The following is a 23,930-nucleotide window of genomic DNA, read 5'->3' on the forward strand; positions in this document are numbered from 1 at the left end:
TCGACTCGCGGGCGCGGATGCGGGGTACGGAGGCAGAACAGCGGCGGACGCCCCGGACATTCCCGATCGACGGGGATCCGCTGCGAGAGGTCTCAGGCGAGGGCCGTGGAGAGCGCGGAGGACGCGGCCTCGGCCTCCTCGAGCGTGGCGCCCTCGCCGAAGCTGAACCGCACGGCGGTCCGGGCGACGTCGGGGTCGAGGCCGAGGGCCAGCAGCGCGGGCGAGGGCTCGTCGCGCCCGGCGGCGCACGCCGAGCCGCTCGAGACGACGACGCCGCGCTCCTCCAGCTCGAGGAGCGTCGACTCGCCGCTGCGCCCGGGGACGGCGTACGCGGCGATCGAGGGGAGCCGGTGCGCCGCTGAGCCCAGCGGCACGGCCCGGGGCGCCAGGGCCGCGACCCGCTCGGCGAACGCGTCCCGGACCGCTCCGACCCGCGCCGCGCGGTCCGGATCGAGCAGGCGCACCGCGGTGCCGAGCGCGACCGCGAAGGCCACGTTCTCGGTGCCCGAGCGCCGCTCCCGCTCCTGGCCGCCGCCGTGCAGCAGGGGCTCGAACGGGAGCCGGCTGCGCAGCAGCAGCGCCCCCACGCCCTTCGGCGCCCCGAGCTTGTGCCCGGAGACCGAGACCGCGTCGGCGCCCCAGCCCGCGACGTCCAGCCAGCCGGCGGCCTGGACGGCGTCCACGTGCAGCGGCACGCCCCGCGATCGGCAGAGCGCCGCGATCGCCGGAACGTCCTGCACCGTCCCGATCTCGTTGCTCGCCGCGATCACCGAGACCAGCGCGGTGTCCGGCCGGACCAGCGCGGCGAGCGCGTCGAGGTCGAGCAGGCCGGTCGCGTCGACGGGGGCCGTCGACACCTCGAAGCCGTGCAGGCGCCGGAGGTGGTCGGCCGACTCGACGGTCGCCTCGTGCTCGAGCGCCGAGATCACCAGGTGCCGTCCGCGCGGCGACCCCAGCGCGAGGCCCTTGACCGCCGTGTTGATCGACTCCGTGCCGCCGGAGGTGAAGAGCGTCTCGGAGGCGCGGCCGCCGAGGAAGCGGGCCACGTGAGCGCGCGCCGTCTCCAGCGCGCGCGCCGCGGCGTCGCCGAGCGAGTGGCTGCTCGACGGGTTGCCGTACTCGGCGGTGAGGAACGGCCACATGGCCTCCAGCACCTCGCGGCGCACGGGCGAGGTCGCGGCGTGGTCGAGGTAGATCACTCGACCGCGATGTCCAGGCCGAGGTCGAGCGAGCGGACGCTGTGGGTGAGCGCGCCGACGGAGATCACGTCGACTCCCGCCTCCGCGATCGCGCGCACGGTCGTGAGGTCGACGCCGCCGCTCGCCTCGACCACGGCCCGCCCGCCGATGAGGGCGACGCCCTGGCGGAGCAGCTCGGGGGTGAAGTTGTCGAGCATGATCGTGTCCGCGCCTCCCGCCAGCGCGGGCTCGATCTGGTCGAGCCGGTCGACCTCGACCTCGAGGTGCGCCGTGTGCGGGATCGAGGCGCGCGCGGCCCGCAGGGCCGCGGTCAGGTCGATCCCGCGCGCGGCGAGCACCGCGAGGTGGTTGTCCTTCGCCAGCACCGCGTCCGAGAGCGAGAAGCGGTGGTTGCGGCCGCCGCCGCTGCGGACGGCGTGCCTCTCGAGCGCGCGCAGGCCCGGCGTGGTCTTGCGGGTGTCGACGATGCGGGCGCGCGTCCCCTCCACCGCGGCGACGTACTGCGCCGTCAGGGTGGCGATGCCGCTCATCCGCTGCACGAGGTTGAGCGCGACCCGCTCGCCGCGGAGCACGCCGCCCGCGGGGCCCTCGATCCGGGCGAGGGTCTGCCCGGCCTCGAAGACCGCGCCGTCCTCCACGAGCACCGAGCAGCGGATCCGGGAGTCGACCTGCCGCATCGTGCCGACGAGGACGGCGCCGCCGCTGAGGACGCCGGGCTCGCGGGCCACGAGGGCGGCGCTCGCGGTGGCGTCCGCGGGGAGGAGGGTGTCGGAGGTCAGGTCGCCCCAGGGCGCGTCCTCCTCGAGGGCGAGGGTGACGACGCGGTCGATGCTCTGGCGGGTCAGCACGGAAGGGCCGCCTCTCTGGTGGGGGCGGCGGCGCTCGCCGTCGCGGGGTCGGGGGAGTCGGTGCGGTGGTGGGCGCCGACGGAGTGCGTGCGCGCGAGCGCGGCGTCGATGAGAGCGAGGGCGCAGGTCAGCAGGTTCGCGTCCTCGAGCGTCCTCAGTCCGAGCGGAGCGGGCGAGGCGGAGGCGACGAGCGCGTCGCGCGCCGCTGTGAGCCCCGCCGCGTCCCGGGAGAGGCCGGCTCCCGCCCACATCGCGTCCTGGAGAGCGGTGCGGTCGAGCGTCATCGGGACGACGGCGCGGGGAGGGGCGACCGGGCCGCCGCTCCAGGAGAGGGAGTCGAGGGCGAGCGCCGCGCGGCGCGCGAACACGACGCCCTCGAGCAGGCTGTTGGAGGCGAGGCGGTTCGCGCCGTGGACGCCGGTGCGGGCGACCTCGCCGACCGCGAGCAGCCCGGGGAGGCTGGTGCGCCCGTCCAGGTCGGTCGCGATCCCGCCCATCCAGTAGTGCGCGGCCGGAGTCACGGGCAGCAGGTCGTCGGCGAGCGAGAGCCCGTTCTCGCGGCAGGCCGCCGAGATCGTCGGGAACCTCTTCGCCAGCACCTCGGAGTCGATCGCCCGGGCGTCCAGGTGCACGGGCAGTCCGCCCTGCAGCCGCATCCGCTCCGCGATCGCGCGCGCCACGACGTCGCGCGGCGCCAGCTCGGCCTCGGGGTGCACCCCGGCCAGGAACCGCTCGCCCGCGGCGTCGCGCAGCACCGCGCCCTCGCCGCGCACCGCCTCCGAGACGAGGAAGCCGCCCGGCAGCGCGAGCGTGGTCGGGTGGAACTGGTAGAACTCCAGGTCCGCCGTCTCCGCTCCCGCCCGCAGGGCGGCGGCGAGCCCGTCCCCGGTCGCGACGGACGGATTGGTGGTGTGCCGGTAGAGCTGCCCGGCGCCTCCGGTGGCCAGCACGACCGCGTCGGCCGCCAGGCGCTCGAGCACGCCGTCGTGCAGGACGTCGGCGCCCGTGACCGAGCCGCCCTCCCGCACCAGGTCGACCAGGGCGGCGTGCTCGCGCACCTCGACCGACGAGGCCCGCACCGCCGCCACGAGAGCGGCCTCGATCGCGGCGCCCGTCGCGTCGCCGCCGGCGTGCAGGATCCGCGGACGCGAGTGGGCGCCCTCGAGTCCCCGCGCCAGCTCGCCGCCCTCGCGGTCGAAGCCGACGCCCCACTCCTGCAGCACCGCGACCGCCTCCGGCCCCTCGGCGCAGAGCACCTCGACCGCCGAGCGCACGGCGAGGCCCGCACCGGCGGTGAGCGTGTCCTCCACGTGCAGCGCCACGGAGTCGCCCGGCGCCGTGACCGCGGCGATCCCGCCCTGCGCGGCGCGCGTCGACGACTCCGCCAGCGCGCCCTTAGTGACGAGCAGCACCTCGTGGCGGTGCTGCGCCGTCAGCGCGGCGACCAGCCCGGCGATGCCGCTGCCGACGACGACGACCCGCGCCATGTCAGACCGCCGCCGGCCCGGCGGGCGGAACGGCCGCGAGCATCCGCTCGAGGGCGATGCGCGCCTCGGCCTGCACCGACTCCGCGACCTCGATCCGGTTGAGCACCGTCCCCGCGACCAGTCCCTCGAGCACCCAGGCGAGGTAGCCGGGGTGGATGCGGTACATGGTCGAGCAGGGGCAGACCACGTCGTCGAGGCAGAAGATCGTGTGCTGCGGGTACTGGACGGCGAGGCGCTGCACCAGGTTGATCTCGGTGCCGATCGCGAAGGTCGATCCCGCGGGTGCCGCCTGGATCGCCTTCACGATGTAGTCGGTCGAGCCGTACTCGTCGGCCGCGTCGACGACCGCCATCGGGCACTCCGGGTGCACGATCACGCGCACGCCCGGGTGCTCGGCGCGCGCCTTCGCGATCTGGGCCGTCGTGAAGCGCTTGTGCACCGAGCAGAAGCCGTGCCAGAGGATCACCTGCGCGTCCAGGAGCGTCGCGGTGTCGGAGCCGCCCTGCGGCTTCCGCGGGTTCCACATCGGCATCCGCTCCAGCGGCACGCCCATCGCCTTGGCGGTGTTGCGGCCGAGGTGCTGGTCGGGGAAGAACAGCACCCGCTGCCCGCGCGCGAACGCGTCCTCGAGCACGGTCGCCGCGTTCGAGGAGGTGCAGACCACGCCTCCGTTGCGGCCGCAGAACGCCTTCAGCGCGGCGGAGGAGTTCATGTACGTGACCGGGACGAGCGGCACGCGGCCGCCGGCGTCCGGCTCGGTGCCGTAGAGCTCGGTGAGCTCGGCCCACGCGTCCTCGACGGAGTCGATGTCGGCCATGTCCGCCATCGAGCAGCCGGCCGCCAGGTTCGGGAGGATCACGGCCTGCTCCGGACCGGAGAGGATGTCGGCCGTCTCCGCCATGAAGTGCACGCCGCAGAAGACGATCGCCTCGGCGTCGGGCCGGCTCGTCGCCGCCTTCGCCAGCTGGAACGAGTCGCCCACGTAGTCGGCGTACTGCACCACCTCGTCCCGCTGGTAGAAGTGACCGAGCACGACGACCCGCTCGCCGAGCGTCTCCTTCGCCGCGAGGATGCGGTGGTGCAGCTCGTCGGCGCTCGCCGTCGTGTACTCCTCCGGCAGACGTCCCTGGACCGGGGCGTCGGCCGGGATCGGGTCGGCCTGGGAGGCGCCGGGCCCGTAGGCGGGCAGGCCGAGGTCGAACGACCAGGGGGCCTCCGCGAGCTCGGGCGCGCAGGTGGCGCCGGGCGCGGAGCCGCCCTCGATGAGCCGGATGGTGCTGTCGACGGATGTCACGGTGTTCTCCTCGTGAGGCGGGTGGGGGAGTCGGGCGGCGCGCTCAGACGGGCAGCGGGCCGTTGTCGACGAGCGCCGCCGACTCGTCGTAGCGGTAGAGGCGCGGGGGACGGTGGCGGGTGCCCGTCAGGCGCTCCCCGGTGGGCACCACGGTGCCGGAGCTCTCGATCGTCCGGCGGAAGTTGGCCGGGTCGAGGGGCTTCTGCAGGACGGCCTCGTGGACCTCCCGCAGCTGGGACAGGGTGAAGGCGCCGCCGAGGAAGGCCTGCGCGATGCGGGAGTGCTCCATCTTGTTGCGCAGGCGCCAGAGGGCGTAGTCGACGATCAGTCCGTGGTCGAAGGCGAGCTCGAGCGGCAGATCGGTGCAGAGCCAGGCGACGTTCTCTCCCACGATGGCCTCGTCGGCCTCGGCGGAGCGCACGAGCGCCCAGTAGACGATCGACACGACGCGGTCCTCACCGGGGGAGCGGTCGGTGCCGCCGACGGCGTAGAGCTGCTCGAGGTAGCGCGGAGCCAGGCCCGTGGTCTCGCGGAGAGTGCGGCGGGCCGACTCGGCGAGGTCCTCGTCCGGGTGCAGCGGTCCGCCGGGCAGTGCCCAGAGTCCCTCGAACGGCTCGCGGATGCGCCGGACGACGGGGATCCAGACGGTGCTCGCTCTGGTCTCCGGGTGCGGCCGCAGGGCGAAGATCACCGTCGACACGGCGAGCTGCACGTCCGGCATCCGATGTCCCTACTAAGAGTCGCACCGACTGTAAGTGCTGGGATCACCTTAGTGTCACGAACACCTGAACACCTAGCGGAAGAGGCGACACGCCGCGCAGGGTCCGCCCTCACCGCTAGGCTGACCGCACAACCGAATACCGGGCCGCAATACGCGACGCGGGAGAGCCGACTCCGGTCGGCACCGAAGGAGCAAGCCTCCCCGCCAATCTCTCAGGTCTTGTACCGCGTCGAACTGGCCACTCTGGAAAGCGATCCGCTCGGATCCGCCCATGGTGAAAGCGCTCGACCCCTCGGGGCGGCGCGAATCTCTCAGGCTCCACGACAGAGGGGGAGTTCCCACGGCACTGCTGTGCTCTGCCGCGAACGCGGCGCGAGTCCAGCACTGCGACGAAATGGAGAACTCATGTCCGAGACCCCGACGACCAGCCCCGAAGCCCGCTACTCGCCCCTGCACGAGGTGCACGTCGCCGCCGGCGCGTCCTTCACCGACTTCGCCGGGTGGCAGATGCCGGTCCGCTACTCCGGCGATCTCGCCGAGCACCACGCCGTGCGCACCGCCGCCGGCCTCTTCGACCTCTCGCACATGGCCGAGATCCTCGTCGTCGGCCCCGAGGCGGTCGACGCCCTCGACTACGCGCTGGCGAGCGACATCTCGGCCGTCGCCGCCGGCCGCGCGAAGTACACCCTTCTCCTGGAGCGCACGGGCGGCGTGATCGACGACCTCGTCGTCTACCGCACGGGCGAGGACCGCTTCATGGTCGTCGCGAACGCGGCCAACCGGCACATCGTCGTCGAGACGCTCCGCGACCGCACCGCGATGTTCGAGTGCGAGCTGTTCGACGAGAGCGACGACGTCGCCCTCATCGCGCTGCAGGGCCCGCGCTCGCTCGAGATCCTGCAGAACGTCCAGGGCCTCGCCGTCGAGACCGAGCGGGGAGCGGAGTCGGTGCTCGACACGGACGACGCCGCCCGCCTGCTCGCGGAGCTGCGCTACTACCGCGCCGTGCCCGCGACCTTCGAGGCGCACCCGATCCTGATCGCGCGCACCGGGTACACAGGCGAGGACGGCTTCGAGATCTACGTCTCGCCCGACTCCGCTCCCACGCTCTGGCAGGCTCTCGCCGAGACCGGCGCCGGAGCGGGCCTCGTCCCCGCCGGCCTCGCCGCCCGCGACACCCTCCGCCTCGAGGCGGGCATGCCGCTCTACGGCCACGAACTCTCCCGCGACGTCTTCCCCGCACAGGCCGGCCTCGGCCGCGTCGTCGCCTTCGGGAAGCCGATCGACTTCGTCGGCCGCGCGGCCAGCGAGGAGGGTCCCTCCGGAGACGCTCCTGTGCTCGTCGGGCTCGTCGGCGAGGGCCGCCGCGCCGCCCGTGCCGACTACACCGTCCTCTCCGGCGACGACGAGGTCGGAGTGGTCACCAGCGGCGTCCTCTCGCCGACCCTGGGCGTCCCGATCGCGATGGCCTACGTCGCCCCCGCCTCCGCGCAGCCCGGGACGGCGCTCGCCGTCGACATCCGCGGCACGCGCCTCCCGATGACCGTCACCGAGCTCCCCTTCTACTCGAGAAAGAAGAACTGACATGGCCGTGCCCACCGAGCTGCAGTACACCTCCGACCACGAGTGGATCCGGGTCGACGGAGAGGTCGCGACCGTCGGCATCACCGCCTACGCCGCGGACAAGCTGGGCGACGTCGTCTTCGTCGAGCTCCCCGAGGCGGGAGCCCGCGTCGAGGGCGGCAGCGTCGTCGGCGAGATCGAGTCGACCAAGTCGGTGGGCGAGCTGTTCGCCCCCGTCGACGGCGAGGTCCTCGAGACCAACACGGCCGTCGTCGACAGCCCCGAGCTCGTCAACTCCGACCCGTTCGGCGAGGGGTGGCTGATCCGGGTCCGCTTCGACGCCCTGCCCGACGGCCTCCTCGACTCCGCCGCCTACACCGAGCTGGTCGGCGAGTAGATGGCGGCCACCAGGACCCCCGGCGCCTTCGAGTCCCGCCACATCGGGACCGACGCCGACGCGCAGCGCACCATGCTCGCGGCTCTCGGCTACGACTCCGTGGAGGAGCTCGTCACCGCCGCCGTCCCCGAGTCGATCCACGTCCGCGACCTCCCGCAGGTGCTGCCCGCTCCGGCCACCGAGACGGGGGCGCTCGCCGAGCTGCGCGCCCTCGCCGCGAAGAACACGGTGCGTCGGCCGATGATCGGCCTCGGCTACTACGGCACGCACACCCCCGCCGTGATCAAGCGCAACGTGCTCGAGAACCCCAGCTGGTACACGGCCTACACCCCGTACCAGCCCGAGATCTCGCAGGGGCGCCTGGAGGCGCTGATCAACTTCCAGACGATGGTCTCCGACCTCACCGGCCTCGACACGGCCGGCGCGTCGATGCTCGACGAGGGCACGGCCGTCGTCGAGGCGATGCTGCTCGCGCGCCGCGCCTCGAAGGCGCGCACCGACGTCTTCGTCGTCGACTCCGACGCTCTCCCGCAGACCCTCGCGCTGCTGCGCGGCCGGGCGGAGGCCGTCGGCATCCGCATCGTCGAGCTCCCGCTCTCGCGCACCGCCGCGGAGGAGGTGCCGGAGTGCTTCGGCGCCCTCGTGCAGTACCCCGGCGCGTCCGGGCACCTCTGGGACCCGTCGGCGGTGCTCGCCGCGGTGAAGGCCCACGGCGGCCTGGCCGTCGTCGCCGCCGACCTGCTCGCGCTGACCCTGGTGCGCTCGCCGGGCGAGCTCGGCGCGGACGTCGCGGTCGGCACCACGCAGCGCTTCGGCGTCCCGCTGGGCTTCGGAGGACCGCACGCCGGCTACCTCGCCGTCCGCAAGGGACTCGAGCGCCAGCTGCCCGGCCGCCTCGTCGGCGTCAGCCAGGACGCGGACGGCCACCCCGCCTACCGCCTGTCCCTCCAGGCCCGCGAGCAGCACATCCGCCGCGAGAAGGCGACCTCGAACATCTGCACCGCGCAGGTCCTCCTGGCGGTCATGGCGGCGATGTACGCGGTCTACCACGGGCCGGACGGGCTCGCCGCGATCGCCGAGCGCGTGCACGGCCGGGCCGCGCTCCTCGCGCGCCTTCTCCTCGACCGGGGCCACTCCCTCCGGCACGCCGACTTCTTCGACACCGTCTCGGTCGTCGTGCCCGGCGGCGCGGAGGCGGCGGTCTCCCGCGCCCACCAGGCCGGCTTCGACGTGCGCCTGGTCGACGCCGACACGGTCTCGGTGTCGATCGACGAGACGGTCACCGACCTCGAGGTGATCGCCGTCGCGACCGCCGTCGGGCAGCTGGACTCGTCGTTCGGCTTCCTCGGCGGCTCCGCGCGGAGCATCCCCGCCGAGCTCGACCGCCGCACGCCGTTCCTCGTGCACCCGGTCTTCAGCAGCCACCACAGCGAGACCTCGATGATGCGCTACCTCAAGCGCCTCGCCGACTCGGACTACGCGCTGGACCGCGGCATGATCCCGCTCGGCTCCTGCACCATGAAGCTCAACGCCGCCACCGAGATGGAGGCGGTCAGCTGGCCCGAGTTCGCGGACCTGCACCCGTTCGCCCCCGAGGCGGACGTGCAGGGCTCGCTGGCGCTGATCGACCAGCTGGAGGGGTGGCTCGCCCACCTCACGGGCTACGACTCCGTGTCGCTCCAGCCCAACGCCGGCTCGCAGGGCGAGCTCGCGGGCCTGCTGGCGATCCGCGGCTGGCACCGGTCGAACGGCGACGAGGACCGCACGGTCTGCCTGATCCCCTCGAGCGCCCACGGCACCAACGCCGCGAGCGCGGTCCTCGCCGGCATGCGCGTCGTCGTCGTGGCCTGCGACGAGCTCGGCAACGTCGACCTGGACGACCTCCGGGCGAAGATCGCCGAGCACGCGGGCTCCCTCGCCGCGCTGATGATCACCTACCCGTCGACCCACGGCGTCTACGAGCACGAGGTCGCCGAGATCTGCCGCCTCGTCCACGAGGCCGGCGGACAGGTGTACGTGGACGGCGCGAACCTCAACGCGCTTCTGGGCTTCGCCCGCTTCGGAGACTTCGGCGGCGACGTCTCGCACCTCAACCTGCACAAGACGTTCTGCATCCCGCACGGCGGAGGCGGTCCCGGCGTCGGTCCCGTCGCCGCGAAGGCGCACCTCGCGCCGTTCCTGCCCGGCCACCCGCTCGCGCAGCGGCTCGAGCACGGCGTGGGCACGCAGGGCGAGCGGATCGTCCACGGCGGCGCACCGGTGTCGGCAGCGCCCTACGGCAGCCCCGGCATCCTGCCGATCTCGTGGGCGTACGCCCGGATGATGGGCGAGGAGGGCCTGCGGGCCGCGACCGGGGCGGCCGTCCTCTCGGCCAACTACGTCGCCGCGCGCCTCCGCGAGCACTACCCGGTGCTCTACACGGGGGACAACGGGCTCGTCGCCCACGAGTGCATCCTCGACATCCGTCCGCTGACGGCGGCGACCGGAGTGACCGTGGACGACGTCGCCAAGCGCCTCGTCGACTACGGCTTCCACGCCCCGACCATGAGCTTCCCCGTCGCCGGGACCCTGATGGTCGAGCCGACGGAGAGCGAGGACCTCGCCGAGATCGACCGCTTCATCGACGCGATGATCGGGATCCGGGCCGAGGCCGACCGCGTCGGCGCGGGGGAGTGGCCGGTGGATGACAACCCGCTGCGCGGCGCCCCGCACACCGCGGAGTGCCTGACGGCCGAGGAGTGGACGCACCCCTACAGCCGCGAGCAGGCCGTCTACCCGGTCCGCTCGCTGGTGCGCGGCAAGTACTGGCCGCCGGTCCGCCGGATCGACCAGGCCTACGGCGACCGCAACCTCGTCTGCGCCTGCCCGCCCATCGAGGCCTTCGCCTGATCCGCCCGCACGCGCTCGTCCGCAACCGAGGGTGAGAGAGCAGGAACGGAGCCCCGAGCCCGTCCTGTCATCTCCCACCCTCGGTTGCGGATACCGGTGGTCCCGCACAGGCGCGGAGTGGGGCGCAGTCCTCCCGATCCGGGGGGAACGGCGCACGGCGACTCCGATGCACGAGGGAGCCCGACCGTGGGGAACGCGTGGTGGAGGTGCCGGCACGGCTCGACGGAGTCGCGACGAGCGAGCAGCTCCACCGTGCGGGTGTCACGCCCCGGCAGTGGAGAGCCGCGGCGCGGTCCTGCGGCTCCTCGGATGCGATCGGTCCGACGTCACGTCCGCGGAGCCGGCGGCGCGAACAGCTCGGGCCAGAGGGCGACGGCCAGCGGGTACCCGACGAACGAGACGATGTCGATGATCGAGTGGGCGATCACCAGAGGCAGGGTGCGGCCGAAGCGCTGGTAGAACAGTCCGAACACCAGGCCCATGACCACGTTCCCGATGAAGGGCCCGATGCCCTGGTACAGGTGGTAGCTGCCCCGGAGCAGCGCACTGGTCACCAGGATCCGCCACCGCCCCCAGCCCAGATCGCCCAGGCGGGCGAAGAGGTACCCGATCACGACGACCTCCTCCTGCACTCCCGCCCGGATCGCGGAGAGCACGAGCACCGGCACCGTCCACCAGTACGCGTCCAGCGGCGAGGCCACCACCGCCACGGTGATGCCCAGCGCGCGTCCGACGGCGTACAGCGCGATGCCCGGCGCGCCGATCGCCACCGCGAGGACGGTCCCGGTCCCCAGGTCCGCGAACGGCCGGCGCAGGTCGAGCCCCAGGCGCCCGAGCGGACGGCCCGAGCTCTGCCAGAGCAGGAACGCGCAGAGGGCCACCGGCACCAGGTCGAAGAAGAGCGCGAGCAGCTGGTAGACGAGGTCGAAGCCCGGGCGGTCGCTGAGGGCGCCGTTGATCGTCGCGGTCTGGTCGGCCAGTGCGGTCGAGCGGGTGAGCCGGTTGGCGATGGAGACCACCGAGTAGACCGCGGAGGCACCCAGCGAGAGCCCGAGGACCAGCAGGATCTCGATGCGGATCCGGCGCCGTCCGGGCGCGGATCCTGACAGGTCGGTGGACACTCCGTGCGTCTCCTCTGAAGTCGATGTGTTGCGCGACGGCCGCCCGGTACGCACGTTTCGTGCAGAACAGCGCAAGGATTCCACCTCCCGGTTACCGCTGTGTAACGGTTGCCACATGCTTTTGTGCAGATAGCGGGCGAATACATAGTCTCGTTGAAGGCATCCGCGCGACGGCCACCAGTCTCGTGCGCCGCCGCCGTCGCCACGCGCACGGCACTCCACGCGTCAGGGAAACCACTTCTCGCGCGCCCCCACATCACTGGAGGAATAGTGAACATCAGACGTTACGGATTCGGGGCTCTGGCGCTCGTCGCCGCGAGCACGCTGGTCCTGGCCGGCTGCAGCAGCTCGAACGACTCGGGCGGAGGTGCATCGGGAGGCGACGCCGCCGCGATCATCTCCACGAACGGCTCCGAGCCGCAGAACCCGCTGATCCCGACGAACACCAACGAGGTGGGCGGCGGCAAGATCCTCGACGAGATCTTCGCGGGCCTGGTCTACTACGACGCCAAGGGCGCCCCCGAGAACGACGTCGCCGAGTCCATCGAGTCGGACGACGCGCAGAACTACACGATCACGATCAAGTCGGGCCTGACCTTCACGAACGGCGACCCGGTCACCTCCAGCTCGTTCATCGACGCCTGGAACTACGGCGCCAAGCTGTCGAACAACCAGCTCAGCGCGTCGTTCTTCTCGAACTTCGAGGGCTTCAGCGACACCGAGGACAGCGAGCTCACCGGCCTCAAGGCCGTGGACGACACCACCTTCACCGTCGCGCTCAAGTCCCCGCAGTCGGACTTCCCGATCAGCCTCGGCTACTCGGCGTACTACCCGCTGCCCGCCGCCGCGTTCGACGACATGGCCGCCTTCGGTGAGAACCCGATCGGCAACGGCCCGTACAAGCTCGACGGCGACGACGCGTGGCAGCACGACGTCCAGATCGAGCTCGTCAAGAACGACGAGTACACCGGCCCCCGCGAGGCCCAGAACGGCGGCCTGAAGATCGTCTTCTACGCCACCCAGGACGCCTCCTACGCCGACCTCCTCGGCGGCAACGTCGACGTGATCGACCAGATCCCGGACTCCGCCTTCGGCACCTTCGAGAGCGACCTCGGCGACCGCGCCGTGAACCAGCCCTCGGCCGTGTTCCAGTCCTTCACCATCCCGGGCCGTCTTCCGCACTTCGACGGCGAGGAGGGCCAGCTCCGCCGCCAGGCGATCTCGATGTCCTTCGACCGCAAGGAGATCACCGACGTGATCTTCGAGGGCACCCGCACCCCGGCCTCCGACTTCACCTCCCCGGTGATCGACGGCTACAGCGACGCCCTCTCCGGCGCCGACGTGCTCGAGTACAACCCCGACGAGGCCAAGGCGCTGTGGGCTCAGGCCGACGCGATCAGCCCCTGGGACGGCACCTTCAAGATCGCCTACAACGCCGACGGCGGCCACCAGGGCTGGGTCGACGCGGTGACCAACTCGATCAAGAACACGCTGGGCATCGACGCCGAGGGCGACGCGTACCCGACCTTCGCCGAGGCGCGCACCAAGATCGTCGACCGCTCGATCGAGACCGCGTTCCGGACCGGATGGCAGGCCGACTACCCGAGCCTCTACAACTTCCTCGGACCGCTCTACGTGACCGGCGCCTCGTCCAACGACGGCGACTACTCGAACCCCGAGTTCGACACCCTGCTCCAGCAGGGCCTGTCGGACGCCGACGCCGACGCTGCGAACAAGACGTTCCAGCAGGCCCAGGAGATCCTCCTGAAGGACCTCCCGTCGCTGCCCCTGTGGTACGCGAACGTGACCGGCGGCTACGGCGAGGGCGTGGCGAACGTCGAGTTCGGCTGGAACTCGGTGCCGCTCTACTACGAGATCACCAAGAACTAAGCTCGAACCACTGGGGCGCTTCGCCCGTGCCGTCGGCCACCAGGTCACGGCACGGGCGGAGCGCCCTGTTTCGGTCACAATCGAATGAGGTCCCCATCCATGCGACTCCGGAACCGGCTGGGCTGACATGCTCGCCTACATCGTCCGACGCATCCTGCAAGCCGTCCCCGTGCTCATCGGCACCACGTTCCTCATCTACTTCATGGTCTTCTCCATGCCGGGGAACCCGCTCCTGTCGCTCTTCGGCGACAAGACGCCGAGCCCCGCACTCCTCGCCCGCCTCGAGGAGCAGTACCACCTGAACGAGCCCTTCTTCGTCCAGTACCTGTACTACCTGGGAGGCGTCGTCCGCGGCGACTTCGGCATCTCGTTCTCCGGCCAGTCCGTCAACGAGATCCTCGCCCGCACCTTCCCGGTCACCCTGACGCTCGCCATGATGGCGATCGTCATCGAGATCGTCGTCGCGCTGACCATCGGTCTCATCAGCGGTCTGCGCAAGGGCAGCTTCTTCGACGCGAGCGCGCTGGTCGTCAGCCTCCTGCTCGTGTCGGTGCCGATCTTCGTGCTCTGCTTCATCGCGCAGTCCTTCTTCGCGATCCAGCTGGGATGGTTCCCTCCGACCGTCGGAGCCGACGCGTCGTTCCAGAGGCTGCTGCTGCCCGCGATCGTGCTCGCCCTCTTCGTGGTCGCCTCGGCCATCCGCCTCACGCGCGGCTCGGTCATCGAGACGGCCGGCTCGGACTTCGTCCGCACCGCGTACAGCAAGGGGCTCTCGCGACGCCGCGTCATCCCCGTGCACGTCCTGCGCAACTCGCTCATCCCGGTCACGACGCAGTTCGGAGCCGACTTCGGCCTCCTGATCGTCGGCGCGACCGTGACCGAGGGCATCTTCAACGTTCCCGGAGTCGGGAACACGCTCTATCAGGCGATCATCCGAGGTGAGCGGCCGACCGTCGTCTCCTTCGTCACGGTCATGGTGCTGTTCTACCTCGTGGTGAACATCCTCGTCGACCTGCTCTACGCCGTACTCGACCCGAGGATCCGCTATGCCAAATGAGTCCACCGGCGGCGCGCAGAAGGCCCGCCGCATCGACCACTTCGTGGCCCCGCTCGAGGAGACGCCGATCGCGTCGGTCGACGCCGTCAGCCTCGACGAGAAGCCCAGCAACCTCTGGACCGACGCGTGGCGCGACCTGCGCAAGCGGCCCATGTTCTGGATCTCGGGCGTCCTGATCCTCGTCATCATCGCCGTCGCGCTGTTCCCGGGCCTGTTCACCTCGGTGGACCCCCGCCAGTGCGCGCTCTCGTTCAGCAACCAGGGCCCCGGCGACGGCAGCCTGCTCGGCTACACCAAGCAGGGGTGCGACGTCTTCTCGCGGATCATCCACGGCACGTCCACGTCGCTGACCGTCGGCCTCATCGTGATCGTGATCACGACGGTCTCCGGCGTCATCGGCGGCGCTCTGGCCGGCTTCTTCGGCGGCTGGGTCGACACCGTGATCATGCGCCTCGGCGACATCTTCTTCTCGATCCCCTACATCCTCGCCGCGGTCGTCATCATGTCCGTCTTCTCGGCATACCGGAACGTGTTCGTCATCGCCCTGGCGATCGGCGCGTTCGCCTGGCCGACGACGGCGCGCGTCCTGCGCTCCGAGGTCCTCCGCGTGAAGCAGGCCGACTTCGTCGGCGCCGCCACCGCGACCGGCCTCTCCCGCATGGCGATCCTGTTCCGGCACGTGCTGCCGAACTCGATCGCTCCCGTCATCGTCGTCACGACGATCTCGCTCGGCGCGGCCATCACCGCGGAGGCGACGCTGTCGTTCCTCGGCGTCGGCCTTCCCGGCTCGGTCATGTCGTGGGGCAACGACATCAGCCAGGCCCAGCGCGATCTGCGCACCAACCCGCAGACGCTGATCTACCCGTCGATCGCCCTGACGGTCACGGTGCTGAGCTTCATCCTCCTCGGCGAATCGCTCCGCGACGCGCTCGACCCGAAGGCGAGGGCCCTCCGATGACCGCCACGACACCGAACGCACCGCACGGGCCGCTGCTCGAGGTCACCGACCTCGAGGTCGGCTTCCAGACCGGCAGCGGACTGGTCCCCGCCCTCCGCGGCGTGAGCCTCACGATCGAGCACGGCCAGACCGTCGCGATCGTGGGGGAGTCGGGCTCCGGCAAGTCGACGACCGCCGCCGCGATCATCGGCCTGCTCCCCGGCACCGGCCAGGTCACCGCCGGCTCCGTGCTGTTCGACGGCAAGGACCTCGCGAAGGCGACGAGGACCGAGCTCGAGGACATCCGCGGCCGCCGGATCGGCTACGTCCCGCAGGACCCGATGTCGAACCTGAACCCCGTGTGGTCGGTCGGCTTCCAGGTCGAGGAGACCATCAAGGCCAACGGCCTCGCGACCGGTCGCAAGGAGGTGCGCGCCAAGGCGATCGAGGTCCTGCAGAACGCGGGCCTCGCCGACGCGGAGAAGCGCCTCAAGCAGTTCCCGCACCAGTTCTCGGGCGGCATGCGCCAGCGCGTGCTGATCGGCATCGGCCTGGCCGCGGCTCCCCAGCTGCTGATCGCCGACGAGCCCACCTCGGCGCTCGATGTCACGGTCCAGCGCCGGATCCTCGACCACCTCGAGACGCTGACGAAGACCGACGGCACCGCGCTGCTCTTCATCACGCACGACCTGGGCCTCGCCGCCGAGCGCGCCGAGAAGCTCATCGTCATGTACAAGGGCCGCATCGTCGAGTCCGGCGCCTCGGTGGAGGTGCTGCAGAACCCGCAGCACCCCTACACGCAGCGCCTGATCGCGGCGGCGCCCAGCCTCGCGTCGCGCCGCATCCAGTCGACGGCCGGCCGGGCCGTGGAGTCGGTCCCCGGCGAGTCGGAGGCCGTCCGCGAGGTCGACCTGGTCGGCGCGGGCGCCGCGCACCACGCCGGCGCGGTCGCCTCGGGCGCCCCGATGATCGAGGTCGACGGCCTCACCAAGGTCTTCAAGATCCGCCGCGGCGGCCTGAAGGCCGAGGACTTCACCGCCGTCGACAACGTGTCGTTCTCGATCCCGAAGGGCACCACCACGGCGCTCGTGGGCGAGTCCGGATCGGGCAAGTCGACGATCGCCCGCCTGGTGCTGGGCCTCGAGACGGCGACGTCCGGAGCGATCTCGATCGCCGGCCGACGGACCGAGAAGCTCAAGGGCCGCGACATGCTGGCGCTCCGGCGCTCCATGCAGCCGGTGTTCCAGGACCCGTACGGCTCGCTCGACCCGCTGCACAACATCGGCAACACCATCTCGGAGCCGCTCCGGGTGCACAAGGTCGGCGACCGGACGTCGCAGCGCGAGCGCGTCCTCGAGCTGCTCGACCAGGTGTCCCTCCCGCGCGTGATCGCGAGCCGGTACCCGAACGAGCTCTCCGGCGGCCAGCGCCAGCGCGTGGCGATCGCCCGCGCGCTCGCGCTGAAGCCGGAGATCGTGGTGCTCGACGAGGCCGTGTCGGCTCTGGACGTCCTCGTCCAGGCGCAGATCCTCCGCCTCCTCGCCGACCTGCAGGCCGAGCTCGGGCTGACCTACCTGTTCATCACGCACGACCTGGCGGTGGTCCGCGTGATCGCCGACGACGTCTGCGTGATGCAGAAGGGCAGGATCGTCGAGCACGCCCCGACGGACACCGTGTTCGACTCGCCGCAGCAGGAGTACACCCGCGAGCTGCTCGACGCCATCCCCGGCGCCGGCATCGAGTTCGCGGTCTGACCGACCGTCACCAGGGCCCCGGCCCCGCCTGGAGCGCTCCTCGGAGCCCTCCGGAGCGGGGATCCGGGGCCCTTCGCCGTGCGGACGCCTCGCTGCGGTACGATGGATGGTCCCCCTTTTGCACGAGAACACGAGACGAGTCCGTATCCATGGCAAGTGCCACCCGCTCCGACCTGCGCAACGTCGCGATCGTCGCCCACGTCGACCATGGCAAGACCACGCTGGTCGACGCCATGCTCAAGCAGACGAACTCCTTCGACGCGCACGCCCACGTGGACGAGCGCGCGATGGACTCCAACGAGCTCGAGCGCGAGAAGGGCATCACGATCCTCGCGAAGAACACCGCTGTCTCGTACAGCGGCAAGCACGCGAGCGACGGTCCCATCACCATCAACGTCATCGACACCCCGGGCCACGCCGACTTCGGCGGCGAGGTCGAGCGCGGCCTGTCGATGGTCGACGGCGTCTGCCTCCTCGTCGACGCGTCCGAGGGCCCGCTGCCCCAGACCCGCTTCGTGCTGCGCAAGGCGCTCGAGGCGAAGCTCCCCGTCATCCTCCTGGTCAACAAGACCGACCGCCCCGACGCGCGCATCGACGAGGTCGTCGCCGAGAGCCAGGACCTGCTCCTCGGCCTCGCCTCGGACATGGCCGACGACGTGCCGGACCTCGACCTCGACGCGATCCTCGACGTCCCCGTGGTCTACGCCTCCGGCAAGGCCGGTCGCGCCTCGGCGAACAAGCCCGAGGACGGCACGCTGCCGGACGCCGAGGACCTGGAGCCGCTGTTCGAGGCGATCCTCAAGCACATCCCCGCGCCGACCTACGACGACGACGCGCCCCTCCAGGCCCACGTCACCAACCTCGACGCGTCGCCGTTCCTCGGCCGCCTCGCCCTCCTCCGCGTCTTCAACGGCACGATCAAGAAGGGGCAGACGGTCGCCTGGGTCCACCACGACGGCACCCACACCAACGCGCGCATCACCGAGCTGCTGATCACCAGGGCGCTCGACCGCTACCCGGCCGAGTCCGCGGGCCCCGGCGACATCGTCGCGATCGCGGGCTTCCCCGAGATCACCATCGGCGAGACCATCGCCGACCCCGAGGACATCCGCCCGCTGCCGGCCATCACGGTCGACGACCCGGCGATCTCGATGACGATCGGCACCAACACCTCGCCGCTCGTCGGCAAGGTCAAGGGCCACAAGCTCACGGCGCGCATGGTCAAGGACCGCCTCGACCGCGAGCTCATCGGAAACGTGTCGCTCAAGATCGTCGACATCGGACGCCCCGACTCGTGGGAGGTCCAGGGCCGCGGCGAGCTCGCGCTGGCCATCCTCGTCGAGCAGATGCGCCGCGAGGGCTACGAGCTGACCGTCGGCAAGCCCCAGGTGGTCACCCGCCAGGTCGACGGCAAGACGCACGAGCCCTTCGAGCACCTGACGATCGACGCTCCGGAGGAGTACCTCGGCGCGATCACGCAACTCCTCGCCGCCCGCAAGGGCCGCATGGACGGCATGTCGAACCACGGCACCGGCTGGGTCCGCATGGAGTTCATCGTCCCGTCGCGCGGCCTGATCGGCTTCCGCACCGAGTTCCTCACCACCACCCGCGGCACCGGCATCGCGAACGCGATCCTGCACGGCTACGAGCCGTGGGCCGGCGCGATCGTCACCCGCAACAACGGGTCGATCGTCGCGGACCGCAACGGCGTCGTGACCCCGTTCGCCATCATCGCGCTCCAGGAGCGGATGACCTTCTTCGTGAACCCCACCGAGGAGGTCTACGAGGGCATGGTGATCGGCGAGAACTCGCGCAACGACGACATGGACGTCAACATCACCAAGGAGAAGAAGCTGACCAACATGCGTCAGTCCACCTCCGACACCTTCGAGTCGATGACGCCGTCGCGTCAGCTGACGCTCGAGGAGTGCCTCGAGTTCGCCCGCGAGGACGAGTGCGTCGAGGTCACCCCCGAGGTCGTCCGCATCCGCAAGGTGGAGCTCGATGCGAACGCCCGCGCGCGCATGACGAGCCGCCTCAAGAAGCAGGGCTGAGCCCCGGGCGCCTCGGCGCCCGCCCACGACGAGACCGGCCGGAGCGATGCTCCGGCCGGTCTCGTCGTCTCCGCCCCGGTGCTGCAGCGTGCAGCGCCGATCCCGTCCCTCGCGGTCCGGATCAGCCCGCCGGACTCGGAGAGGGAGAGGGGGTCGAGGACTCCGCCTCGAGCGTCGAGGTGACGAAGGAGACGAACGCCGCCGCGTCGTCCGGCTTCCCCGTGTACTGCTCGCCGTTCACCAGCACGGTGGGCGTCGACTCGAGCTTCGGCAGCGAGGAGTTCGCGAGGGGGAGCGAGGTGGCCCGCTCGGTCGCGGCCTTCACCCAGGGCCGGAACTCGCCCCCGGTCATGCAGGCGAGGACGTCGTCGTTGGTGACGCCCGCTCCGGTCGCCAGCGCCCGCAGAGCGTCGTCGTCGAGGCCCGTCGTCCCCTCCGCCGGCTGCTGCGCGAAGAGCGCCGCGTTCACGGCGAGGAAGCGGTCCGGATCCTCGTCGGCGACGCACGCCGCGGCGTTCGCGGCCCGGCTGGAGTACTCGGAGCCGGCCGAGGAGGAGTCGAGGATCGCCACCGGGTGGATCTCGAGCGTGATCGCCCCCTTCGTCAGCCACGACTGCAGCTGCTCGGCGTTCGCCTTCTCGAACTGCCCGCAGTACGGGCAGAGGTAGTCGACGTAGAGGTCGACGGCGACGACTCCGCCCGCCCGCGTGGCGCTCTCATCGGTCGGGACGGGGGATGCTCCCGGAGCGATCGCCGCGCTCGTCGTCGCCGTCACGGCCGAGCCGTCGCCCGCGAGGACGATGCCGTCGCTGAGCATGTTCGCCGGGCCGGCGCTCGCGACCTCCTGCTGCGACCAGACGTTCCAGCAGACCAGGGCCACGACCGCGAGGAGCCCGACGACCGCTCCGCCCTGCCCGAGCAGCCGGTTCCGGCGCCGCCGGCGCCTCTCGGCTTCGCGGCGCTCCCGCGCCTGCGCTCGGGCGAGCTCCTGGCGCTCGCGCTTGGTCAGGCCGCTTCTCGCACTGTTCCCGGACATCGCCGACGACGCTACGGTCGGAGGCTCCGGCGCGCCGTGGAGTGAGCCCGCCGGATCCTGGGACGGAGTGCGGGTCCTCTCAGGGATCAGGCGAAGAGGCCGGAGCCGAGGAAGTCGGTCTCGTCGCGGGCACCGGGCGGCACCGCGAACACGGCCGAGCCGACGTGCTTCACGTACTCGTTCAGTGCGTCCGTCGCGAGGTTCCGCTGCACGGTGACGAACTGCTCCGGGGAGCGCTGGAACGAGAGGAAGAACAGCCCCGCGTTCAGGCGTCCGAGCTCGTCGTTGCCGTCGACGAAGTTGTAGCCGCGGCGCAGGAGCCGCACCCCGTTGTTCACGCTCGGGTGCGCGAGGCGCACGTGCGACTCCTGATCGATCAGCGGGGCACCCGTGGCGCCGGCCGCTGCGAAGTCGGGCTCCGTGGACTCCGTGCCGCCCGAGAGCGGGGCTCCGGACCCCTTGCTGCGGCCGATGACCCGCTCCTGCTCGCCCAGCTGGCTGCGGTCCCACGTCTCGATGATCATCCGGATCTTCCGCGCGACCAGGTAGCTGCCGCCGACCATCCACGCGGGGCCGTCGGAGGAGGGGACCCAGACGTGCTCCTGGACGGCGTCGGCCTCCTCGGACTTCACGTTCGCCGTGCCGTCCTTGAAGCCGAACAGGTTGCGCGGAGTCGCCTGGGCGGTGGACGTCGAGGAGGTGCGGCCGAAGCCGAGCTGCGACCAGCGGAGCGAGGCCCGGCCGAACGCGATCCGGCTCAGGTTGCGGATGGCGTGCACGGCGACCTGCGGATCGTCGGCGCAGGCCTGGATGCAGAGGTCTCCGCCGCCGGCCGACGGGACGAGCGCGTCGCCGCGGAAGCGGGGCAGGGCCTGCAGCTGCGGAGGCCGGCGGTCGGCGAGGCCGAAGCGGTCGGCGCCGGACTCGTCCGTGAAGAGGGTGGGTCCGAAGCCGACCGTGACGGTGAGCGACGCGGCGTCGAGCCCGAGCGCCTCCCCGGTGTCCTCCGGGGGAGCCGTGTCCGGCCCGTCCACCGCGCCGTTCTCGCCGACCTCGAGGCCCTGGGTCATCCGGGAGGCGGCGAGCGTCCAGTCCTTCAGGAGCTCGACGAGGTCCTCGCGCGTGGTGCCCGCGGCGAGGTCGAACGCGGCGAAGTGCAGCCGGTCCTGCGCGGCGGTGGTGATGCCCGCCTGGTTCGCGCCGAAGAACGGCACGGTGCGCGGGGCGGAGGAGGCCGTCGCGCTCGCGGACGATGTGACGGCCACCGTGCCGCCCACTCCGGCGGCCAGCCCGGCCGTCCCCGCCGAGACGAGGCCGAGCAGCCCGCGCCGCGAGAGGCGGCGGGGTTCGTCGGCGGGCTGCTCGGACTCCGTCGGCCGGGCTCCCTCGTGCTGCTCGGCGTCCACTATGCGGTCGGCTCCTCGACGCCCAGCACCGTGTGGGTCAGCTGCGAGAGCGGCTCGGAGAGAGCGTTGACCGCGTCCGAGAGCTCCTTCTTCTGCTCCGCGGTGAGAGTGGAGTACGCGGCGAAGCCGGAGTCGATCGAGCCGTACTGCGCGAGCAGAGCGTCGAGCTCGGAGAACCGCTGCGTGATCCGTCCGGTGAGGTCGGCGCCCTCGTCGCCGCTGGCGGTCGCGATCGGCTCGACGTTGCCGAACGCCACCTCCGCGCCCTGGACGTTCGCGGCGAAGTCGGTGAGGTCAGTGCTCGACCACCAGTCCTCCTCGCCCGTGATCTTGCCGGCCGCGACCTCGTCGAGCAGGCCGATGGCGCCGTTCGAGATGTCGCCCACCGACACGGTGAAGCCGGGCGCGTTCACGAGGTCGGCCAGGCTCTGCACGTCGTCGACGAGGCCCTGGCCGAACTGGGCGCGCTGCTCGGGGGTGGAGGGCGCCCAGTCGAGGAGCGCGCTCGTGCCGTCGGAGTTGAGGGCACCCTCCGCGGGGGCCCACAGGTCCTTCTCGATGCGGTGGAAGCCGGTCCAGTCCAGGCCCTCGGCGACGGCGTCGACCTCGCGGTAGTCGATGCGCGGGTCGAGGTCGCCGAACGCCTCCGCGGTCGGCTCGATCCGCTCGTAGAAGACGCGGGTCGACGCGAAGAGGCCGCGCGCCTTCTCGTCGTCGCCTGCCTCGTAGGCCTGCGCGAACTCGGCGACCGCGGGGAGCAGCTCGCCCACCTGCGACTTCACGTACGCCACGTAGTTGGTGACCGCCGCCTCCGTCGCCGCCTTCTCGTCCGCCGACTGCGCGGTGGCCTCACCGGTCACGGTGAACTCGCTCAGCCCGACCGGGGCGCCGACCTGCTGGAACTTGCAGGCGGTGTAGTAGGTGCCCGGCTCGAGCTGAGCGACGTAGGAGACGCTCTGGCCCGGGGTCACGTTCTCCTTCTCGCCCACGATCCGCAGCTTGTCCTCGGCCAGGATCTCGAACTCGTTGACGTCCGAGCCGCCGTTGGTCAGTGAGAACGTCACCGCTCCCGCCTCGGCGGTCGCCGTCGACACCTCGCAGGCGTCGTCCCTGATCGCGACGTCGAGCGCGGCGGAGGAGGAGGACGCGGGAGTGTTCGGCACGCAGCCCGCGAGGATCAGCGCCAGGGCGCCGGCGCCGGCGAGGCCGAGGGTGACGCGGGGGAGGGTGGGACGAGCGCGCGAGGACATGCTTCTCCTGGATCGTGGCGAGTGCGCCGGCGGTGCCGGAGCGGGTCAGACGGAGGTGGGAGCGGGAGCGGCGACCGGGGCCGCGCTGCCCCGTCGCGGACCGCGCAGGCGGACCTGGCGGACGAACAGGGCGCCGACGACGACGAGGTAGAGCAGCCAGGCGGCGAACTGCAGAGCGGTCGGCTCGGGCGTGTAGTTGAAGAGGCCGCCGACCACGGCGGTCACGGGCGGCGGGAGGATCGGGCCGAGCGAGAACAGCGGGGTGCCCCAGCCGGGCAGGAGCGACGCCTCCTGCAGGTCGCCGACACCGTAGGAGAGGACGCCGGCCGCGACGAGGATGAGGAAGCCGCCCGTCCAGGTGAAGAAGCGCCCGAGGTCGATCCGGACGAAGCCCCGGAAGATCAGGTACGCGATGACGACCGAGCTGAGGATGCCCAGCATCGCGCCGACCGTGCCGACCCACGCGCTGGATCCCGACCCCGCAGTGCTCGAGGACACGCTCGCCCAGACGAAGAGCGCCGTCTCGATGCCCTCGCGGCCGACGCTGATGAAGCCGAGGACCACGATGCCGAGGGCCGACCCCGCGACGGCGCCGTCGAGCCGGGACTCGAGGTCGCCCTTCATGCTGCGGGCGTTCGCGCCCATCCAGAAGATCATCCAGGTGACCAGGCCGACCGCGAGGATCGAGAGGCCGCCGCCGATGAGCTCCTGAGCCTGGAACGACAGGGTCGAGGGGCCCCAGGTGAGGATCGCACCGGTGACGAGCGAGATCGCGATCGCGGCGGCGATACCGGTCCAGAGCCGCGGCAGCACGTCGCGCCGGCCGAGCTTGGTCAGGTAGGCCACGAGGATGCCGACCACGAGGCCGGCTTCGAGGCCTTCGCGGAGGCCGATGAGGTAGTTTGCGAGCACGCGTGTTCTCTTGGTCGATGGTGGACGAGGAGGGGGCGACTCCCGCCCCGAGTCGATCCGGTCGGCGGGGCTCCGTTGTTCGGTAAGCCTTGCCTAACCCGGGTCGACTGTAGTC

Annotated in this window: 18 protein-coding genes and 1 riboswitch; of the genes, 8 read left to right on the forward strand and 10 right to left on the reverse strand. The window is 71.7% G+C overall.

Annotation, left to right across the window (positions count from 1 at the left end):
- Nucleotides 1–92 precede the first annotated feature (92 nt).
- Genes C5C46_RS02515 through C5C46_RS02535 form a run of 5 tightly spaced genes read right to left on the reverse strand, consistent with a single transcriptional unit; the run spans nucleotide 93 to nucleotide 5,549 of the window.
- Nucleotides 93–1,199, reverse strand: coding sequence for a cysteine desulfurase family protein (locus C5C46_RS02515; RefSeq protein ID WP_104225535.1), 1,107 nt, complete (start codon nucleotides 1,197–1,199; stop codon nucleotides 93–95).
- On the reverse strand, nucleotides 1,196–2,047 hold the full coding sequence (nadC, locus tag C5C46_RS02520) for a carboxylating nicotinate-nucleotide diphosphorylase (RefSeq protein WP_104225536.1): 852 nt from the start codon (nucleotides 2,045–2,047) through the stop codon (nucleotides 1,196–1,198). Before nadC ends, C5C46_RS02515 begins: the two co-directional genes overlap by 4 nt.
- Nucleotides 2,041–3,534 carry an L-aspartate oxidase gene (gene nadB, locus C5C46_RS02525; RefSeq protein WP_104225537.1) on the reverse strand — a complete coding sequence of 498 codons (1,494 nt, stop codon included), beginning with the start codon at nucleotides 3,532–3,534 and terminating at the stop codon, nucleotides 2,041–2,043. Before nadB ends, nadC begins: the two co-directional genes overlap by 7 nt.
- A gap of 1 nt (nucleotide 3,535) precedes the next feature.
- Nucleotides 3,536–4,828, reverse strand: coding sequence for a quinolinate synthase NadA (gene nadA, locus C5C46_RS02530; protein ID WP_104225538.1), 1,293 nt, complete (start codon nucleotides 4,826–4,828; stop codon nucleotides 3,536–3,538).
- 43 nt (nucleotides 4,829–4,871) lie between these two features.
- Nucleotides 4,872–5,549 carry an NUDIX domain-containing protein gene (locus C5C46_RS02535; protein ID WP_104225539.1) on the reverse strand — a complete coding sequence of 226 codons (678 nt, stop codon included), beginning with the start codon at nucleotides 5,547–5,549 and terminating at the stop codon, nucleotides 4,872–4,874.
- A 149-nt stretch (nucleotides 5,550–5,698) separates the two neighbouring features.
- Nucleotides 5,699–5,786: riboswitch (glycine riboswitch) on the forward strand.
- Nucleotides 5,787–5,954: 168 nt separating this feature from the next.
- Here C5C46_RS02535 and gcvT point away from each other — a divergent pair.
- The 3 genes from gcvT to gcvP are packed head-to-tail and all read left to right on the forward strand — an operon-like array spanning nucleotide 5,955 to nucleotide 10,398.
- Nucleotides 5,955–7,133, forward strand: a complete 1,179-nt coding sequence (gcvT, locus tag C5C46_RS02540) for a glycine cleavage system aminomethyltransferase GcvT (protein WP_104222970.1) — start codon at nucleotides 5,955–5,957, stop codon at nucleotides 7,131–7,133.
- Nucleotide 7,134: 1 nt separating this feature from the next.
- The gene (gene gcvH, locus C5C46_RS02545) at nucleotides 7,135–7,509 is read left to right on the forward strand and encodes a glycine cleavage system protein GcvH (RefSeq protein ID WP_104225540.1); all 375 of its coding nucleotides are present in this window, start codon (nucleotides 7,135–7,137) and stop codon (nucleotides 7,507–7,509) included.
- Nucleotides 7,510–10,398 (forward strand): aminomethyl-transferring glycine dehydrogenase, encoded by a 2,889-nt coding sequence (gene gcvP / locus C5C46_RS02550; protein ID WP_104225541.1) that lies wholly within the window; start codon nucleotides 7,510–7,512, stop codon nucleotides 10,396–10,398.
- Nucleotides 10,399–10,724: 326 nt separating this feature from the next.
- Here gcvP and C5C46_RS02555 read toward each other — a convergent pair whose 3' ends face one another.
- Nucleotides 10,725–11,519, reverse strand: coding sequence for a CPBP family intramembrane glutamic endopeptidase (locus tag C5C46_RS02555; RefSeq protein ID WP_258059269.1), 795 nt, complete (start codon nucleotides 11,517–11,519; stop codon nucleotides 10,725–10,727).
- A gap of 270 nt (nucleotides 11,520–11,789) precedes the next feature.
- On the opposite strand from C5C46_RS02555, the gene C5C46_RS02560 reads away from it, so the two are divergent.
- From C5C46_RS02560 to typA, 5 genes are all read left to right on the forward strand, one after another.
- Nucleotides 11,790–13,409, forward strand: coding sequence for an ABC transporter substrate-binding protein (locus tag C5C46_RS02560; protein WP_104225542.1), 1,620 nt, complete (start codon nucleotides 11,790–11,792; stop codon nucleotides 13,407–13,409).
- A 127-nt stretch (nucleotides 13,410–13,536) separates the two neighbouring features.
- Nucleotides 13,537–14,466: an ABC transporter permease gene (locus C5C46_RS02565; RefSeq protein ID WP_104222975.1), complete on the forward strand. Its 930-nt coding sequence runs from the start codon at nucleotides 13,537–13,539 to the stop codon at nucleotides 14,464–14,466.
- Nucleotides 14,456–15,424 (forward strand): ABC transporter permease, encoded by a 969-nt coding sequence (locus tag C5C46_RS02570; protein ID WP_104222976.1) that lies wholly within the window; start codon nucleotides 14,456–14,458, stop codon nucleotides 15,422–15,424. The genes C5C46_RS02565 and C5C46_RS02570 overlap by 11 nt, the downstream gene beginning before the upstream one ends.
- Nucleotides 15,421–17,157 carry an ABC transporter ATP-binding protein gene (locus C5C46_RS02575; RefSeq protein ID WP_104225543.1) on the forward strand — a complete coding sequence of 579 codons (1,737 nt, stop codon included), beginning with the start codon at nucleotides 15,421–15,423 and terminating at the stop codon, nucleotides 17,155–17,157. The genes C5C46_RS02570 and C5C46_RS02575 overlap by 4 nt, the downstream gene beginning before the upstream one ends.
- Before the next feature lie 149 nt (nucleotides 17,158–17,306).
- A complete protein-coding gene (gene typA, locus C5C46_RS02580) occupies nucleotides 17,307–19,211 on the forward strand; it encodes a translational GTPase TypA (protein ID WP_104225544.1) in 1,905 nt (634 codons plus the stop codon).
- A gap of 121 nt (nucleotides 19,212–19,332) precedes the next feature.
- On the opposite strand, the gene C5C46_RS02585 is transcribed toward typA, so the two are convergent.
- The 4 genes from C5C46_RS02585 to efeU all read right to left on the reverse strand — a co-directional run bounded on the left by C5C46_RS02585 (nucleotide 19,333) and on the right by efeU (nucleotide 23,815).
- A complete protein-coding gene (locus C5C46_RS02585) occupies nucleotides 19,333–20,247 on the reverse strand; it encodes a thioredoxin domain-containing protein (RefSeq protein ID WP_104225545.1) in 915 nt (304 codons plus the stop codon).
- Nucleotides 20,248–20,333: 86 nt separating this feature from the next.
- Nucleotides 20,334–21,653, reverse strand: coding sequence for an iron uptake transporter deferrochelatase/peroxidase subunit (efeB, locus tag C5C46_RS02590; protein ID WP_104225546.1), 1,320 nt, complete (start codon nucleotides 21,651–21,653; stop codon nucleotides 20,334–20,336).
- A complete protein-coding gene (efeO, locus tag C5C46_RS02595) occupies nucleotides 21,653–22,903 on the reverse strand; it encodes an iron uptake system protein EfeO (protein WP_104225547.1) in 1,251 nt (416 codons plus the stop codon). Before efeO ends, efeB begins: the two co-directional genes overlap by 1 nt.
- Before the next feature lie 45 nt (nucleotides 22,904–22,948).
- A complete protein-coding gene (efeU, locus tag C5C46_RS02600) occupies nucleotides 22,949–23,815 on the reverse strand; it encodes an iron uptake transporter permease EfeU (RefSeq protein WP_104225548.1) in 867 nt (288 codons plus the stop codon).
- Between the last annotated feature and the right edge of the window lie 115 nt (nucleotides 23,816–23,930).

Origin of the sequence: Rathayibacter sp. AY1E6, assembly GCF_002931115.1 — a bacterium.
Lineage (GTDB): Bacteria > Actinomycetota > Actinomycetes > Actinomycetales > Microbacteriaceae > Rathayibacter.